Source organism: Streptomyces venezuelae, from assembly GCF_008642315.1.
GTDB classification, from domain to species: Bacteria; Actinomycetota; Actinomycetes; order Streptomycetales; family Streptomycetaceae; genus Streptomyces; species Streptomyces venezuelae_D.
Map to the genome: position 1 here is coordinate 8,012,609 of NZ_CP029192.1, position 15,314 is coordinate 8,027,922.

Annotated in this window: 6 protein-coding genes; all 6 read left to right on the plus strand. The window is 73.7% G+C overall.

Annotation, left to right across the window (positions count from 1 at the left end; translation table 11 throughout):
- Positions 1–86 precede the first annotated feature (86 nt).
- Entirely contained in the window at positions 87–1,082 is a 996-nt protein-coding gene (locus tag DEJ48_RS35440) for an ABC transporter substrate-binding protein (RefSeq protein WP_150220208.1), read from the plus strand.
- A complete protein-coding gene (locus DEJ48_RS35445; protein WP_150220209.1) occupies positions 1,079–2,104 on the plus strand; it encodes a FecCD family ABC transporter permease in 1,026 nt (341 codons plus the stop codon). Before DEJ48_RS35440 ends, DEJ48_RS35445 begins: the two co-directional genes overlap by 4 nt.
- Before the next feature lie 74 nt (positions 2,105–2,178).
- On the plus strand, positions 2,179–3,120 hold the full coding sequence (locus DEJ48_RS35450) for a FecCD family ABC transporter permease (protein WP_150221592.1): 942 nt from the start codon (positions 2,179–2,181) through the stop codon (positions 3,118–3,120).
- Positions 3,117–3,902 (plus strand): ABC transporter ATP-binding protein, encoded by a 786-nt coding sequence (locus DEJ48_RS35455; protein ID WP_150220210.1) that lies wholly within the window; start codon positions 3,117–3,119, stop codon positions 3,900–3,902. Before DEJ48_RS35450 ends, DEJ48_RS35455 begins: the two co-directional genes overlap by 4 nt.
- 1 nt (position 3,903) lies before the next feature.
- The gene (locus DEJ48_RS35460) at positions 3,904–13,893 is read left to right on the plus strand and encodes a non-ribosomal peptide synthetase (RefSeq protein WP_150220211.1); all 9,990 of its coding nucleotides are present in this window, start codon (positions 3,904–3,906) and stop codon (positions 13,891–13,893) included.
- Positions 13,890–15,308 (plus strand): MDR family MFS transporter, encoded by a 1,419-nt coding sequence (locus tag DEJ48_RS35465; RefSeq protein ID WP_150220212.1) that lies wholly within the window; start codon positions 13,890–13,892, stop codon positions 15,306–15,308. Before DEJ48_RS35460 ends, DEJ48_RS35465 begins: the two co-directional genes overlap by 4 nt.
- The last annotated feature ends 6 nt before the right edge of the window (positions 15,309–15,314 follow it).

Genomic DNA, 15,314 nt, shown 5'->3' on the forward strand with positions numbered 1-15,314 from the left:
CGCGCGAAATCGTTGCGCGCCCCGATTGACCTGCCGTGCTCACCATCTACTAAGGTGAGCCTTACCTAAGTATCAAGGAGTGAAACATGTCCATACGCAGATCGTCGGGCCTGGTCGGTGCCGTGGCGCTGGCACTGATGGTGACCGGGTGCGGATCGTCCGACGGAGGATCGGACGACACCGGCAAGGGCAAGACGCGGGTGTTCGCCGCCGACAACGGCAAGATCACCATCCCGTCCGACCCGAAGCGTGTGGTGGCCACCGGCTACGCCGTCCCGGCCCTGATCGAGGGCGGCGCACCCCTCGTCGGCATCTCGTCCTGGAAGCGGGGCGAGCCGATGATGAGCAAGCAGGACCTCGCCACGTACAAGAAGACGCCCAAGGTGGCGGGCGAGCTGGCGACCGAGACCAACTACGAGGCCATCGCCGAGGCCGAGCCCGACCTGATCGTCATCGGCGTCCCCGCCCCGGTGCTCGGCGACATCGACGTCAAGCGCCTCGAAGGCATCGCCCCCGTCGTCGCGATCGGCCCGACCGTGCCGTCCGCCTGGCGCAAGCTGGCCCACAAGCAGTCCGACGCGGCGGGCGCGCTGAAGAAGTTCGACGCCGCGAAGACCACGTACGAGGCCGAGGCCGACAAGCTGTCCAAGAAGTACGCGGACGTGCTGCCCAAGCTGAAGCTCGGCCATGTCGGCGCGTACGGCGAGACCGCGAAGGGCACGTTCCAGCGCGAGTTCGGCGGCTCGTGGGGCACCAACATCGCCGAGGACGTCGGCGCGAAGTACTACGGCAAGGTCAAGGAGCCCGGCCCGGGTTCGAAGGCCGTCAGCGAGTACCCCTCCATCGAGGAACTCCCCGACGCCCTCGGCAAGGCCGACGCCATCACCTACTCGGTCAACCCCGACGGCAGCGTCCCGAAGCCGGTCAAGTACGTCATGGACTCCAAGCTCTGGAAGAACCTGCCCGCCGTCAAGGCCGGCAAGACCTTCCCGATCCGCTACACCGAGGCCGCGACCTACGGGCAGGCCATGCAGACCCTGGACGCGATCGACAAGTCGTTCGCTCCGCTCCTGAAGCGGTGACCGTCGCGGGCCGCGCCTGTGAGGCGGCCGGAACCAGAAAGACCGTCTCGCGGACCGGCCTGCTCGTCGGCGGCCTGGTGCTGATGGCCGTCGTCGCCGTGCTCAGCATCGGCATCGGCGCCCGCTCGGTCGCGCCCGGCGAGGTCGTGCGGGCCCTGTTCGACTACCAGGGCAGCAACGACGACCACGTGATCGTGCGCGACGTCCGCGCGCCGCGCGCGCTGCTCGCCATCGCGGTGGGCGCGGCCCTCGCGGTGGCGGGCGCCCTCATCCAGACGCTGGCCCGCAACCCGCTCGCCGAACCCGGCATCCTCGGGGTCACCGCGGGCGCCGGCTTCTCCATCACCATCGGCTCGGCGCTCGGGCTGACGGTCAATCAAGCCGGTGAACTGGGCTTCGCGGTCCTCGGCTCGGTCGTCGCCGCGCTCCTCGTCGTCGCGGTCGGACGGCACTCGCCGCTGCGCCTGGTGCTCGCGGGCGTCGCCCTGACCGCCGTACTGAACGGCGTCGCCCTCGGCCTGCGGCTGATGCTGCCCGACACCTTCGACGCGTACCGGTTCTGGTCGGTCGGCTCCCTCGCGGCCCGCGAACAGGCACCCATGGCCCTGCCCGTGACGGTCATCGCCTTCGCCCTCGTCGGCGCGCTGCTGCTGAGCCGCGCGCTCAACGCCCTGTCGCTCGGCGAGACCGTCGCGCACACGCTGGGCGCGAACGTCGGACGGGTGCGGATCGCCGCCCTCGTACTGATCACCGTGCTCAGCGGCGCGGCGACAGCGGTCGCCGGACCCATCCTGTTCGTCGGCCTGATCGTGCCGCACCTGGTCCGCAGGCCCGCCGGCGGCTCCGTGCCGTGGCTGATCCTCTACACGATGGTGCTCGGCCCGATCCTGCTCCTGATCGCCGACATCGGCTCGCGCGTCCTGCTGCCCACCGGCGAGGTGCCGGTGGCCATCGTGACCGCGTTCCTCGGCGGCCCCATGCTGATCTGGGCCGTGCGCCGCTACGGAGCGGGGTCGCTGTGAACACACTCACGACGAGAAACGTGCACACACTCATACCGAAAACCGAACGCCGCACGGTGATCCTCGTCGCCGTCATGACCGTACTGATGCTCGGCCTCGGCCTGCTCGGACTCTGCTACGGCACGTCATGGTCCACCCCCGGCGAGGTGTTCGCCTCGCTGACCGGCACCGACCGCTCCGTGGTCATCTCCGACTGGCGGCTGCCGCGCGTCCTCGCCGGACTGGTCTTCGGCGCCGCCCTCGGTGTCGCGGGAGCCCTCTTCCAGAACCTCACGCGCAACCCGCTGGGCAGCCCCGACGTGATCGGCCTCGACGCGGGCGCCTACACCGGCGCCCTCTTCGCCCTCACCGTCCTGTCGGGCACCTCCGCCCAACTGGCCACCGGCTCCGTGCTCGGCGGCCTGATCATCGCCGCCGTGATCTACCTCCTCTCGTTCGACCGCGGCTTCTCCGGGCTGCGCCTCGTGGTGATCGGCATCGCCGTCAACGCGATGGTGACCGCGATCAACTCGTGGATCGTGCTCCGCGCCGACCTGGAAGTGGCGATCGCCGCCGTCGGCTGGAGCGCGGGCTCCCTCGCCGGCGTCGGCTGGGAGGACCTGGGCATCCCCTTCACGGTCATCGCCGTGCTCCTCGCCCTGATGGCGTCGCGGGCGCACGCCATGCACCAGGCGGCCCTCGGCGACGCGATCGCCGTGACCACCGGCGTCGGCCTCAACCGGCTGCGGCTGCTGATGGTCCTCGTCGGCGTCGGCTGCACCGCCACGGTGACCGCGGTCGCAGGCCCCATCGCGTTCATCGCACTCGCCGCCCCGCAGATCGGCCGCAGGCTCGCGGGCGCCGCGGGCGTACCGCTGCTCCCGGCCGCGCTGACCGGCGCGGTGCTGCTCCAGGGCGCCGACCTGATCGCCCAGATGCTCCTCGCACCCGTCGCCCTGCCGGTCGGCGTCGTCAGCACCGCGATCGGCGGCTGCTACTTGATCTGGCTCCTCAGTAAGGAGGTGGCGCGCGCGTGACCGCACGCCTGACCGCGCGGGACATCACCCTGCGTTACGGAGACCGAGTGGTCTCCGCACGGCTGAACCTGGACGTCCCCGACGGCGCGTTCACCGCCATCGTGGGCCCCAACGCCTGTGGGAAGTCCACCCTGTTGCGCGCGCTCGTGCGACTCCTTCGCCCCCACGAGGGGCACGTCGAGTTCGACGGCCGCGAAGTCGGCGGCTATCCCGCCAAGGCCCTCGCCAAGCAGCTCGGTTTCCTGCCGCAGGACCCCCTCGCCCCCGAGGACATCAAGGTCCGCCAGCTCGTCGCCAGGGGCCGCTTCCCGCACCAGTCGCTGCTCGCCCTGCGCTCGCCCGACGACGAGGCGGCCATCGACGAGGCGATGGTGGCCGCCGGGGTCGAGGACCTCGGCGACCGCCCCGCGCAGCAGCTGTCCGGCGGACAGCGCCAGCGCGTGTGGATGGCCATGGTCCTCGCCCAGGAGACGCCCTACCTCCTGCTCGACGAGCCGACGTCCTTCCTCGACATCACGCACCAGTACCAACTGCTCGGCCTGCTCGCCAGGTTGCGCGACGAGGGCCGCACCGTCATCGCCGTACTCCACGACATCAACCAGGCATGCCGCTTCGCCGACCACCTCGTCGCCATGAAGGACGGCCGGATCGTCGCCGAGGGCGACCCCGGGGACATCGTGGACGCCGCGCTGATCAAGGACGTCTTCGACCTGCCGAGCGTCATCGTCCCCGACCCGGTCACCGCCACGCCGATGGTCGTCCCCACTCTGCAAGGAGAGTAAGTTGAGCACCGCAAGCGTCTCCTCGGACGGCCTGCTTCCCCTGACCGGCGCCCAGTTGGGCATCTGGAACGCCCAACGCCTGGAGCCGGACTCGCCGTACTACGTGGTCGGCGACGTCGTCGAGATATCCGGCGGCGAACCCGTCGACGTGGACGCGCTCGTCGAGGCCGTCCGGGCGACCACCGAGGAAGCCGAGACGCTGCGGCTGCGCGTGTACGACACCCCGGACGGGCCGCGCCAGACCGTCGCCGAGGACCCCGTCGCCGCACCCGAGGTGATCGACGTCAGCGGCGACGCCGACCCGGTGGCCGCCGCCCACGCGCTCGTCGACGCCGAACGGGCACGGACGGGCGCCGCCTGCCGGGGAATGGTCGACCGGCCGCTGTACGCGCGGACCGTCATCAAACTCTCCGACCGTGAGGTCTGGTACACCCAGCTCGGCCACCACCTGATCTTCGACGGCTACACCGCCGCGATGCTCGCCCGCCGCACCGCCGCCCGCTACACCGCCCTCGTCAACGGCACCGAGCCCCGCAAGTCGACGTTCGGCGGGTTCGCCGCCCTCGTCGAGGCCGACCGCGCCTACCGCGAGAGCGACCGCTTCACCGACGACCGCGCGTACTGGGTCGAGCGGTTCACCCCGCTGCCCGAACTCGGCGAGCATGCCGAGGCCTCCGGCGGCGCGCCCGACAGCACGCTGACCGCCCGCGCCGCCGTCACCCCCGAGGAGGCGTCCGCACTCCGCGCGTTCGCCGACGCCGAGGGCGTCACCTGGGGCGAGGCGCTCATCGCCTGCTACGCCGCCTTCCTGCACCGCATGCTGGGCCGCACCGACGTCGTCTTCGCCCTGCCGCTCATGTGCCGCACGGGCTCGGTCGAGCTGCGCACCCCCGCCATGGCCGTCAACGTGCTGCCGCTGCGCGTCACCGTGCGGCCGGGCGACGCACTGGGCGAGTTGAGCCGCCGCGTCGCCACCGCCATGAAGGAGATGCGCGACCACCAGCGCTACCGCGGCGAGGACCTGCCCCGCGACCTCGGCGTGCCCGGCGCGGGCGCGCTCCTGCACGGACGCGGCATCAACCTCAAGGCCTTCGACCTCGCCCTCGACTTCGCCGGTGCCAGTGGCGTGATGCGCAACGTCGCGGGCGGACCGCCCGAGGACATGGGCCTGAGCGTCCTGCCGGCCCGCGACGGGGGACTGCTGCTCGGCTTCGAGGTCGACGCAGCCTCCCATGACCAGGCCTCCGTGGACGGTCTCCTCTCCGGCCTGCGCGCCCTGCTCGCCGGGCTGATCGGCGGCCGGACCGTCGGCCGGATCCCGCTCGCCGGCAGCGACCTGGACACCGAGCGCCTCCTCGCCGCCTGGTGCCCGCCCGCCCTGCCCGGCGCACCCGCCGACATCCCGGCCGCGTTCGACGCGATGGTCGCCGCCGACCCCGGGCACACCGCCCTGGTGTGCGGCGACGACCGGCTGACCGCGGCCGAACTCGCCGACCGCGTGCACCGGGTCGCCCGCGCCCTGCGCGCCCGCGCCATCGGAACCGACGACGTCGTGGCCCTCGCGCTGCCCCGCTCCGCCGACTCGGTCGTCGCCCTCCTCGCCGTACTCGACGCGGGCGCCGCCTTCCTGCCCCTGGACACCGCGTACCCCACCGAGCGGCTGCGCGGCCTCATCGACGACACCCGGCCCGCGCTGGTGCTCACGGCCGCCGACGACATCGACGGAGTGCCGTGGAGCACGCTGCTCGACGAGGCCGCCGCCCTCTCCGGCGCCCCGCTGACCGTCGACGAACTGGCCGCGCCCCGCCACCCCGAGCACCTCGCCTACGTCATCCACACCTCCGGATCGACCGGCCGCCCCAAGGGCGTGCTCGGCCGGACCGGCGGTCTCGCCGCGCTCCTGCACCACCAGCGCTCCACGGTCGTCGCCGAGGCAGAGGGCGCCGCGGGCAGGCCGCTGCACGTCGCCCACACCTACTCGTTCGCCTTCGACTCCGCGTTCGACCACCTGGTCTGGCTGCTGTGCGGGCACCGCCTCCACGTGTACGACACCGAGACAGCCCGCGACGCCGACGCCCTGCTCGCCGCGTACGCCCGCGACGCCATCGACATCGTCGACACCACGCCGTCCATGGCCGCGCCGCTGATCGACGGCGGCCTCCTCGACCGCAGGCCCACGCTCCTCGTCCTCGGCGGCGAGGCCACCCCGCCCGCACTGTGGCGGCGCGTCGCCGACTCCGGCATCACCGCACGCAACATGTACGGCCCGACCGAGGCCACCGTCGACGCCACCACCGCCCGCGTCGACGGCGGCGAGCCGACCATCGGCCACCCCCTCGCGGGCACCCGCGTCTACGTCCTCGACAGCGCGCTGCAGCCCGTCTCGCACGGCCGCACCGGCGAGCTGTACCTGGCGGGCCCGCACCTCGCCCGCGGCTACCTCGGCAGGCCCGGAGCGACCGCCGACCGGTTCGTCGCCGATCCCTTCGGCCCGCCCGGCGCCCGCATGTACCGCACCGGCGACCTCGCCCGCTGGATACCGGGCCGCGGCCTCACCTACCTGGGCCGCGGCGACGGACAGGTCAAGATCCGCGGCCACCGCGTGGAGACCGGCGAGGTCGAGGCCGCGCTCGGCGCCGTGCCCGGCGTCACCGCGGCCGCCGCCACCGTCCGCTCCTCCCGCCTCATCGGCTACGTCGTGTCCGCCTCCGTCACCGGCGAGGCGGTCCGCGCCGAACTGGCCGCGCGGCTGCCCGAGCACATGGTGCCCGCGGCCGTGGTGGTCCTCGACGAACTGCCCGTCACCACCAACGGCAAGCTCGACCGGGCCGCCCTGCCCGCGCCCGCGTCCTCCGGCGGCGGCCGCGAGGCGGGCACCGAGCGGGAACGCCTGCTCTGTGCCGTCCTCGCCGACGTCTTCGAGGTCGAACGGGTCGGTGTCGACGACGACTTCTTCTCCCTCGGCGGCGACAGCATCACCGCGATCACCATCAGCAGCCGCCTGCGCGCGAAGGGCCTCGAACTGCGGCCGCGGGACCTCCTCGCCCGCCGCACCTTCGCCGCGCTCGCCGCCTCCGCCACCCTCGTGGAGGACGTCGCGGGACCGGTGGACGAGCCGACCGGGCCCGTGCCCGCCCCGCCCATCGTGCGCGGCCTCCTCGACCCGCATCCGGACGTGGACACCGTCGCCGGGTACGCCCAGTGGACCGCCCTGCACATCGACGACGACCTCGCCCACGGCGACCTGGTCGCGGGCGTACAAGCGGTCCTCGACCACCACGACGCGCTCCGGCTGCGCGTGGACGACGGCCTCGACGTGCTGCCCCGCGGCGCGGTGCGCGCCGTCGTCGACGAGGTCCACGGCGAGGACGACATCACCGCGCTCGCCGAACGCCTCGCCGCCCGACTCGACCCGCGTACGGGCGACTTGGTGCGCGCCGCCCTGCTCCGTACCGGCGACGGCGCGGCGGACCGGCTGGTCGTCGTCGTCCACCACCTCGCCATGGACGGCGTGTCCTGGCGCATCCTGCTGCCCGACCTGCACACCGCCTGCACGGGGGCCGCGCTCGAACCCGCCGGCACGTCCTGGCGGCGCCACGCCACGCTCCTCGCCGAGCAGGGCACGTCCGGCGCCCGCCGCCCCGAACTCGACCACTGGCGCGCCGCCCTCGGCTCCGCGTCCCGGCTCGGCGCCCGCCCCCTCGACCAGGAGCGGGACACCGTCGCGACCGCCCGCCGGTCCGTCACCGTCGCCTCGCCCGAGGTCACCGAGGCACTGCTCACCACGCTGCCCGCGGCCTACCGCGCCGGGGTCGACGAAGTCCTGCTCGCCGCACTGGTGCTCGCCCTGCGCGCGTGGGGACCGGCCGACGACGCGGTCACCGTCACGATGGAGGGCCACGGCCGGGAACACCTCGACCTGTCGCGCACCGTCGGCTGGTTCACCGGCGAGTACCCCGTCCGTGTCCCCGTGGCCGACGGCGTGGGCCAGGTGCTGCGGGCCGCCAAGGAGGCCCGGCGCGGTGTCCCCGACGCCGGGATCGGCTACGGAGTCCTGCGCCACCTCGACCCGGAGGCGGCCGCCGAACTGGGCGCCGTCGCACCGCCCGACGTCCTGCTGAACTACCTGGGCCGCTTCGCCGCGCTGCCCGGCACCGGCTGGCGCCTGCCCGAGCGCGACGCGTTCTCCGTCATCGAGCCTGACGCCAAGGCACTCGAACAGGTCCTCGCCCTCAACTGCTTCGTCCACGAGGAAGGCGCGCCCCGGCTCGCCGTCGAGTGGACGGCGGCGTCCGAGGTGCTCGGCGCCGAAGCGGTCGCGGGCCTGCAGAGCGCCTGGGCCGCCGCGCTCGACGCGCTCGCCGAGCACGCGCGCCACACCGTCGGCGGACTCACCCCCTCCGACCTGCCCCACGTGGCCCTCGACCAGAACGCCATCGACGCCCTCGAACGCACCGGACGCGTCGCGGACGTCCTGCCCGCCACGCCGCTGCAGGTCGGGCTCTCCTTCCACACCCTGGTCCGCGACGACCGGGAAGCCGACGTGTACGTCGTGCAGGCCGTGACGACGCTCGTCGGCGAGGTGCGCCCGCAGCTGATGGCGCAGGCCGCACGCGAACTGCTGCACCGCCACCCCGCTCTGCGCGTGTACCTGGGCACGGCGGGCGACGACGTGGTGCAGGTGATCCCCGCCGACGTGACCCTGGACTGGCGCGAGGACGACCGGTTCCCCGAGGCCGCCCGCGAGGACCTGGAGCGCCCCTTCGACCCTGCGCGGCCGCCGCTGATCCGCTTCCTGCTGTCCCGCGTCGGACCCGACGAGCACAAGCTCGTCATCACCAACCACCACGCGCTGCTCGACGGCTGGTCCATGCCGATCGTCGGCCGCACCCTCCTCGCCCTCTACGCCGAACTGAACGGCGGACCCGCCGCCCCCGTCGCGCCGCCGCTGTCCGAGTACTTCCGGTGGCTCGCGGACCGCGACCACGAGGCGTCCGTCGGCGCCTGGCGGGACGCGCTCGCCGGCGTCGACGACGCGACCCGCCTCGCCCCCGCCTCCACCGGCACCGCCGTCGAGCGGCCCGGACGCGAAAGCGTCACGCTGGACCGCGAGTTCAGCGACCGGCTGCGCGCCTTCGCCCGCGAACAGGGCATCACCCTCACCACGGTCCTGCAGACCGCGTGGGGCCTGCTCCTCGGCAAGCTCACCGGACGCCGCGACGTCGTCTTCGGCTGCCCCGTGTCGGGCCGCCCCGCCGAGGTCACGGGCGTGGAGTCGATGATCGGCCAGCTCGGCACCACCATCCCGGTACGCGTACGGCACACCCAGGACCAGAGCGCGAGCGACCTCATGGCGCGCGTGCACGCCGAGAGCGTCGCGCTCGCCGAGCACCACCACGTCGGCCTCCCCGGCATCCAGCGGGCGGTCGGCGTCGGTGAACTCTTCGACACCATGCTGGTGATGGAGAACTTCCCGCTCTCCAGCAGGAAGCGCACCCCGCTCGCCCCCGGACTCGACCTGACGGGCGTCGACATCACCGACGCCACGCATTACGCGCTGACCGTCATCGTCATCCCCGACGACGAGATCACCATCGGCCTCGGCTACCAGCCGGGCGCCTTCGACGCGCCCACCGTCCGCGACTACGGCCGCTGGCTGCACAACCTCCTGCGCGAGCTCGTCGCCGACCCCACGCGCCCCGCCCTGCGGCTCCCCGCCCTCGACGCCGACGAGCGCGAGCGGATCCTGCGCACCGGCACCGAGATCGTCCCCGCCAAGGACCGCGGCCACTGGCTCGACGAGTTCGCCGCCCAGGTGCGCCGCAAGCCCGACGCCGAGGCCCTGGTCTGCCGCGACCGCAGCCTCAGCTACACCGAGCTCGACCGCGAGGCCAACCGCCTCGCCCACGCGCTGATCGCCCGCGGCGTCCGCCCGCAGGACCCGGTCGCGGTGCTGCTCGGCCGTGACATCGAGATGACCGTCGCGCTGTTCGGCGTCGCCAAGGCCGGTGCGGTGTACGTGCCGATGGACGCGAGCTACCCCCGGGAGCGGCTGGCGTTCATGTTCGACGACATCGCGCCCGCGGCCGTCGTCTCGACCGGCGCCGAACTGCCCGTCGACCGCGACATCCCCGTCCTGCGCCTCGACGACCCCGCCACCCTCGCCGCCGCGTCCGACACCGACCCGGCCGAGGCCCGCGCCCGGCTCACCGAGGACGCGCTCGCGTACGTCATCTACACCTCGGGAACCACCGGTCGCCCCAAGGGCGTCGGCGTGACGCACCGGGGCGTGCCCGACCTGATCGCGCTCCAGGAGGAGGTCGTCGGCGTCACCGAGCACGACCGGTACCTGCACTTCGCGTCGACCAGCTTCGACGTCGCGTTCTGGCAGACGATGGTGCCGCTGCTCTCCGGCGGCACCTCCGTGATCGCCCCCGAGGAGGTGCGCGTCCCCGGCGACGAACTGCTCGACTACATCGTCGAGCACCGTGTCACGGGCGTGAACCTGCTGCCGTCGTTCCTCGCCGCGATGCCCGACGACCGCACCGTCCACCCCGACGTGTTCTTCGTCGTCGGCGCCGAGCGACTCGACCCCGAACTGGCGCGGCGCTGGGGCCGGGGGCGCCGGGCGCTCTTCAACGCGTACGGGCCGACCGAGGTCACCATCAACTCCGTGACCTGGCACTACGACCCGGACGACGAGGGGCCGCTGCCCATCGGTCTGCCCGACCCCAACGTCCGGGCGTACGTCCTCGACGGCGGCCTCCAGCCGGTGGGCGTCGGCGTGACGGGTGAGCTGTACCTCGCGGGGCCCAGCCTGGCCCGCGGCTACCTGGGGCGTCCCGGCCTCACCTCCGAGCGGTTCGTCGCCGACCCGTTCGGACCGCTGGGCGAGCGCATGTACCGCACCGGCGACCTGGTGCGGTGGCGGCCCGACGGTCAGCTGGTGTTCCTGGGCCGCGTCGACCACCAGGTCAAGGTCCGCGGCTTCCGCGTCGAGCTCGGGGAGATCGAGTCCATGCTCACCGCGCACCCCGACGTCCGCGCCTGCGCCGTCATCGTGCGCGAAGGGCGCCTCGTCGGCTACGTCATCCCGACCGACGGCGCCGACCTGGACACCGCACGCGTACGGGAGTTCCTGGCCGGAGAGCTGCCCGACCACATGGTTCCCACCGTGCTCGTGCCCATCGACCGGCTGCCGCTGAGCCCCAGCGGCAAGCTCGACCCGACCGCGCTGCCCGCCCCCGAGACCGTGACCGCCGCACGCCGCGCCCCCGCCACCGAAGCCGAAGCGGTACTCCTCGGCGTCTTCCGGGACGTCCTCGGCACCGAGGCCGTCGGCCCCGACGATGACTTCTTCGCCATCGGCGGAGACAGCATCGTGTCGCTGCAGGTCGTCTCCCGCGCCCGCCGCCAGGGCCTCGGCCTGACCGCGCGGGACGTCTTCGAGGGAGTGACCGTCGCCGGCATCGCGGCCCGCGCCCGCACCCTCGACGGCGGCGACGCACCCGCGACCGGCGACGCGCCGCTCACCCCGATCATGCGGGACCTGCTGCGCCGCGCCGGCACCGCCGCCGACGGCTTCTGCCAGTGGGTGGAGATCTGCGTCCCGCCGGGCGGCGAAGCGGGGGAGTGGCAGGCCGTGCTCGACGCGCTGCTCGCCCGGCACGACGTGCTGCGCGCCCGGCTCGGCGCCGACTCCCTGCACATCCCGCACGTCGGCGCGGTCACCGGCGCCGACATCCTCACCGTCGTCCGCGCGGGCGACGACGACCCGCGCACCCTCATCGACACCTGGGTCGCCGGAATCCGGGACGCGATGGACCCGCGCACCGGCCCGCTGCTGCGCGCCCTGTGGGTGGACGCGGGGCCCGACCGGCCCGGCAGGCTCGTCCTCGTCGCCCACCACCTGGTCGCCGACGGCGTGTCCTGGCGCATCCTCCTCGACGACGTCCAACACGCCTACACGGGCGGCGAGTTGGCCCGGCACGGGCTGTCCTTCCTCGGCTGGGCGCAGTCCCTGCGCGAGGCGGACCGCCGCGCCGAACTCCCGCACTGGCAGCGGATGACGGCCACCCCGGCCCTCACCGCGCCGCTCGACCCCGCGAGGGACACCGTCGCCACCGCGCGGCACCACGAGATCCACCTCGGCACCGACGCGACCCGCGCGCTGATCACGACCCTGCCCGCCGCCCACCGCAGCACACCGGACGCCGTGCTGCTCACGGCGCTCGCCCGTGCCGTCCGGGCCTGGCGCGGCACCCCGCAGGTCCTCGTCGCGCTGGAGAGCCACGGGCGCCCGCAGCACGTCGACCTCTCCCAGACCGTCGGCTGGTTCACCGCCGTCCACCCCGTACGCCTCGACGCGGGCGACGACGTGCAGACCGTCAAGGAGCGGCTGCGCGCTCAGGGCGACGGCCTCGGACACGGCATCCTCACCTCCGCGGGTCTCCTCGACCCCGTCACGCCGGAGATCGCCTGGAACTACCTCGGTCAGTTCCCCGGCACCCCCACCGACGAGACGCCGTGGCAACCGTCCCCGGACGCCGATCCGCTCGGCTCCGGCGGCACCGACGCCCTGCCCCTGCCGCACAGCCTGATGGTCAACGCCCTGGTGCGCGACGACGCACTCGGGGTCCGCGTCACCTGGCCCGCCGCCCTCTTCACCGCCGCCGAGGCGGAGGAGCTGGCCGAGTGCCTGCGCACGGCGCTGCTCGAACTCGCCGCCGCGCCGGAGATCAGCGCCCTCGACGGCGGCAGGCCCGTCGCCGAGATCCAGCCGCTCACCCCGCTCCAGGAAGTGATGCTCCGGCACTCGCGCACCGAACGCCCCGACCCGTACACCGTGCAGTCGGCGTTCACCCTCGAAGGGCCGCTCGACCTCGACGCGCTGCGGGCGGCCGGCGCCGACCTGATGGACCGGCACCCGAACCTCGGCGCCGTGTTCCCCGCCGACCTCGCCGTGCTCCCCAAGTCGCCGCGGCCGGACTTCCGCGTCGTCGACGGACCCGCCGACGAGGCGTTCGCGGCGGACCTGGCCGAGCCGTTCGCCCTCGCCGACGGCCCGCTCCTGCGCCTGACCGTGATCCGCGACGGCGCCGACCGGTCCCACCTCGTCATGACCAGCCACCACGTGCTCTCCGACGGCTGGTCCGCGCCGCGCATCCTCACCGAACTGTTCGACCTCTACACGGCCCGCACCCGCGGCGTCGCCCCCGACCTCCCGGCCCCCGTGCCGTTCGGCGACTACCTGCGCTGGCGCGCCGACCACGAACCGGACCTCGACCTCTGGGCCGCCGAGCTGGCCGGGCTGCCCGAGGGCGACTACCTGAGCGACGGCGAACCGGGCCCCGCCTGGCAGGAACCCACGCTCATCACCTTCGACGCGGACCTCGTCGACACCCTCACCCGCCTCGCCGCGCGCCGCGGCCTCACCCGCAACACGCTGGTGCAGGGCGCCTGGTCGGTCCTGCTCGCGCGGCGCTCGGGCCGCGCGGACGTCTGCTTCGGCGCCATGGTCGCCTGCCGTCCCCCGGAGCTCCCGGGCGTCGAGGAGATCGTCGGCCTGCTCGCCAACACCGTCCCGGTGCGGGCACGTCTCACGGGCACCCTCGCCGAGACACTCGCCGGGCTGCAGGCCGGGCAGCGCGCGCTCGTCGAACACCACCACGTCGCCCTCTCCGACCTGGAGCGACTGACCGGGCGGCGCAGGCTCTTCGACAGCCTGGTCGTGTTCGAGAACTACCCGGTCGACCCGGACCGCCTCCGCGAACCCGCCCCCGGGCTCACGGTCGTCGGCACCCGCTTCCGCGAGTCCACACACCACCCGGTGACCCTGACGGTCATGCCGGACGGCGACGGCTGGACCGGAGTGTTCGCCCACCGCGCCGGGGTGCGCGTCGACGGACTCGCCGACGAACTCCTCGACCTGCTCCGCACGATGGACGAGCACCTCGACCGCGACGTCCGTGACCTCCTGGAGGGCCGATGACAAGCGCTCCGGAAGGACAGGCGACGGAGGCCGCGCCACCCGCCGACCGGGTCGACGGACAGCTGCTGCGCATCGCGTTCATCCTGGTCCTCGGCACCTTCATGGCCACGCTGGACGCCACCATCGTCAGCGTCGGCATCGACCGGCTGACCGAGGAGTTCGACGCGTCGGTCGCCGACATCCAGTGGGTCAGCACCGCCTACCTGCTCGCCGTCGTCGCGGCCGTCCCCGCGTCCGGCTGGCTGGCCGACCGCTTCGGCGGCCGACGCACCTGGCTCGCCGCCGTGGGCGTGTTCCTGCTCGGCTCGGTGCTGTGCGCGCTGGCCTGGTCGGCGACCAGTCTGATCGTGTTCCGGGTGATCCAGGGGCTCGGCGGCGGGCTGCTGCCCGCGACCGGCCAGGCACTGCTCGCCCGCATCGCGGGCCGCAACCGCACCGGTCGCGTGATCAGCGTCGTCGCCGTCGTCCCGCTGCTGTCACCGGTGTTCGGCCCGCTGGTCGGCGGCGCCATCCTCAGCGCCGCGTCCTGGCCGTGGCTGTTCCTCGTCAACCTGCCGATCGGTGCCGTCGCGGCCGTCCTCGCCCGCCGCTACGTGCCCGCGGTGCCACCGGCGCCCCGGCGCACCGCGTTCGACCTGCGGGGGGCCGTGCTGCTCTCGCCCGGTCTCGCCGTCCTCGTGTACGGGCTGACCGAGGTCGCCCACGGCCGTGACCTCCCCGCGGCGCTCGGCGTGACGGCGGGCCTCGCGATGCTCGCGGGCTTCGCGGTGCACGGGCTGCGGACCCGCGCCACCCCGCTGGTCGACCCCCGCCTGTTCGCCCGGCCGCCCTTCGGGGCGGCGGCCCTCGCACTGCTCGTGCTCGGCGCGTCGGTCTTCGGCACCACGTTCCTGCTGCCGCTGTACTTCCAGAGCGGTCGCGGTCTCTCGGCGTGGGAGGCCGGGCTGCTGCTCGCCCCGCAGGGCATCGGTGCGGCGGCCGGTTCCGTCCTGGTCAACCGCACCATCGACAAGATCGCACCAAGGACCCTGGTCGTCGCGGGCATCGTGCTGATCCTCGCCGGGACGGTCCCGTTCACCCAGCTGGGTCACGAACCACCGGACGCGCTGATCATCGCGGCGCTCGCGGTACGCGGCATCGGGATGGCGATGATCGGCGCGCCCGTGATGAACATCGTCTACAGCCGCATCGAACCCGAACAGCTCCCGCGCGCGGCGGGAGCGCTCAATCTGCTCAACACCGTGGGCGGTTCCGTCGGCACGGCCGCACTCGCCGTGGTCCTGGAGAACCGCCTCACGGACCGGGGAACCGATATCTCCTCGGCGTTCGCCGACACCTTCTGGTGGGTCCTCGGCTTCTGCCTGCTCGCCGCCGCGGGGGCGACGAGGCTGCCGAGGACCCAGCCCAGGAGGTGAGAGAGG

Coding starts and splice junctions, on each gene's coding strand:
- DEJ48_RS35440 (WP_150220208.1), top strand. CDS start 87: ATGTCCATACGCAGATCGTCGGGCCTGGTCGGTGCCGTGGCGCTGGCA.
- DEJ48_RS35450 (WP_150221592.1), top strand. CDS start 2,179: ATGACCGTACTGATGCTCGGCCTCGGCCTGCTCGGACTCTGCTACGGC.
- DEJ48_RS35465 (WP_150220212.1), top strand. CDS start 13,890: ATGACAAGCGCTCCGGAAGGACAGGCGACGGAGGCCGCGCCACCCGCC.